This window comes from Dietzia sp. Cai40, assembly GCF_014145165.1.
GTDB lineage: Bacteria > Actinomycetota > Actinomycetes > Mycobacteriales > Mycobacteriaceae > Dietzia > Dietzia natronolimnaea.
The window spans coordinates 1-2,167 of the sequence record NZ_JAALEB010000389.1 but is presented as its reverse complement, the minus strand read 5'-3'; the positions used below and the strand labels follow the sequence as shown (position 1 = coordinate 2,167).

Here is a 2,167-nt window from a genome sequence, read left to right as displayed (position 1 = left end):
TCTCACGAGAGCGGACCGACCGCCCCGATTCGACGACAAGGACGGTGGATGAGCGCCGAGCTACCAGCGACGCCCCGGCGCGCACCCGCCCCCGGGCGCGGTCGGCGTCACGCGACCCCCTCCCGCCCGCTGGGCTCGCGGATCGCCCGCACCCTCGCCGCTCTGGCATCCGTGTTCTGCCTCCTGGTGACCGGCGTGGGCTGGTCGCTGTTCAACGGTCTGAGCTCCGACCTGTCCTCCGCCGGAGGTCTCGACGTGGGGGACGGCGGGCTCGACGGCGCCGTCGACATCCTCCTGGTGGGGACGGACAACCGCACCGACGCCCAGGGCAACGCGCTCAGCCAGGAGGAACTCGCCACCGTCCGGACCGGCGAGGACGAGGGCGAGAACACGGACACGATCCTGCTCATCCGGATCCCGGAGGACGGGAGCTCGGCCACCGCGATCTCGGTCCCCCGGGACGTCTACGTGGAGACCCGGGACATCGGGGGCAGCAAGATCAACGGTGTCTACGCCGGATACAAGCAGACGTACCTCGACGAGGCCGTGGCGAACGACCCCGACGGTGCGCTCACCGAGCAGGACCAACGCGACGCCGTCCAGGCCGGCCGCAACGGGCTGATCAACACCGTCCGCGATCTCACCGGCGTGCAGGCCGACCACTACGCCGAGATCGGGTTGCTGGGATTCGTCCTGCTCACCGACGCCGTCGGTGGCGTGCCGGTGTGCCTGAACGAGGACGTCGACGAACCGCTGTCCGGCGCGAACTTCCGGGCCGGGGTCCAGACCGTGTCCGGCTCCGACGCCCTGAGCTTCGTGCGTCAGCGGCACGACCTGCCCGCGGGCGACCTCGACCGGATCGTCCGCCAGCAGGCGTTCATGTCCCAGCTGGTCAAGAAGACCCTGTCCGCCGGCACCCTCGCGGACCCGACGAAGCTCGGAGCGCTCGTCGACGCGGCCCGACGGTCGTTCGTCATCGACGAGAACTGGGACTTCGTGGACTTCGCGATGAAGCTCCAGGACATCAGCGGCGGGAACGTGCGGTTCGAGACCATCCCGGTCACGAGCATCGACTCCTTCACCGAATGGGGCGAGTCCATCGTCACCGTCGACCCCGACCAGGTCGCGGAGTTCGTCGGCGGATTCGCCAGTACCGACGACGTGGAGGAGGAACAGGAGCAGACCGGCACCCCGGGGGTGGACCCCGCCGCCGTGACCGTCTCGGTGGTCAACACCACCGCGATCGACGGTCTGGCGGCCCGGGTCTCCGGTTCCCTGTCCGAACTCGGGTATGCCGTCGGGGACCTGCTCACCGATCCGGCAGCGGCGTACACCTCCCACGTCGCCGCCGGTTCGGCCGACGACCCCTCGGCGTTCGCGGTCTCCGACGCGCTGGGCGGGTTGCCCGTCCAGGTGGATCCCGCGGTGCCCCCCGGGGCGGTCCGCGTGGTCCTGGCGGAGGACTACAGCGGTCCCACGGGGGACGCCTCCGCGACCGAGTCCTACTCCCCCGAGACCACCACCTACGCCCCGTTGCCACCGTCGATCGCGCAGCGTCCGACCTTCGACGCCGGTGGTTCGGACGTCCCCTGTGTGAACTGACCGAGCCGCACCCGACCGACCGTCCGGAGGACGACCCGTGAACACCGCCGCAGACACCGTGCTCCAGCCGCTCCTCGCAGCGGACCCGGGCGCGCCGCTGGTCACGCACTACGACCTCGGAGCACCGTCCCGGATCGAGCTGTCCGTGACCTCCACCGCCAACTGGGCCGCCAAGATCGCCGGGCTCCTGCGGGACGAGGTGGGCGTGGCCCCGGGTGACGTCGTGGTGTGCGACCTGCCGGCCCACTGGCTCACCGCCGGGGTGCTCCTGGGCGTCTGGTGGGCGGGGGCCGAGGTGCGGACCGGGCCGGCCGACGACGCCGTGGCGGTGATCACCACCGCCGACCGCCTGGAACGCCACCCGACCGATGTCGAGACGCTCCTCATGACCACCGACCCGATGGGCCGCCCGCTGGCCGCGGTCGGCGTGGACGTCCCCCCGGGCGTCGTCGACCTGGCCGAGTCGTGCCGGATCCACCCGGACGCGTTCGTCCCGTCCGGGCAGGGTGCGTCCGCCCTGGACGGGAGGTCGGTCGAGCAGCTGGCGGACCCGGCGCTGGCCGGC

Annotated in this window: 2 protein-coding genes; both read left to right on the top strand. The window is 71.9% G+C overall.

Annotated elements, in window-relative coordinates:
• Positions 1–48 precede the first annotated feature (48 nt).
• Positions 49–1,602 (top strand): LCP family protein, encoded by a 1,554-nt coding sequence (locus G6022_RS14115; RefSeq protein WP_241731231.1) that lies wholly within the window; start codon positions 49–51, stop codon positions 1,600–1,602.
• A gap of 37 nt (positions 1,603–1,639) precedes the next feature.
• The coding region (locus tag G6022_RS14110) for a TIGR03089 family protein (protein ID WP_182691817.1) at positions 1,640–2,167 on the top strand (528 nt) is incomplete at its 3' end.

Excerpts from the sequence above, each read along its gene's own strand:
- G6022_RS14115 (WP_241731231.1), top strand. The coding sequence starts at position 49 with ATGAGCGCCGAGCTACCAGCGACGCCCCGGCGCGCACCCGCCCCCGGG.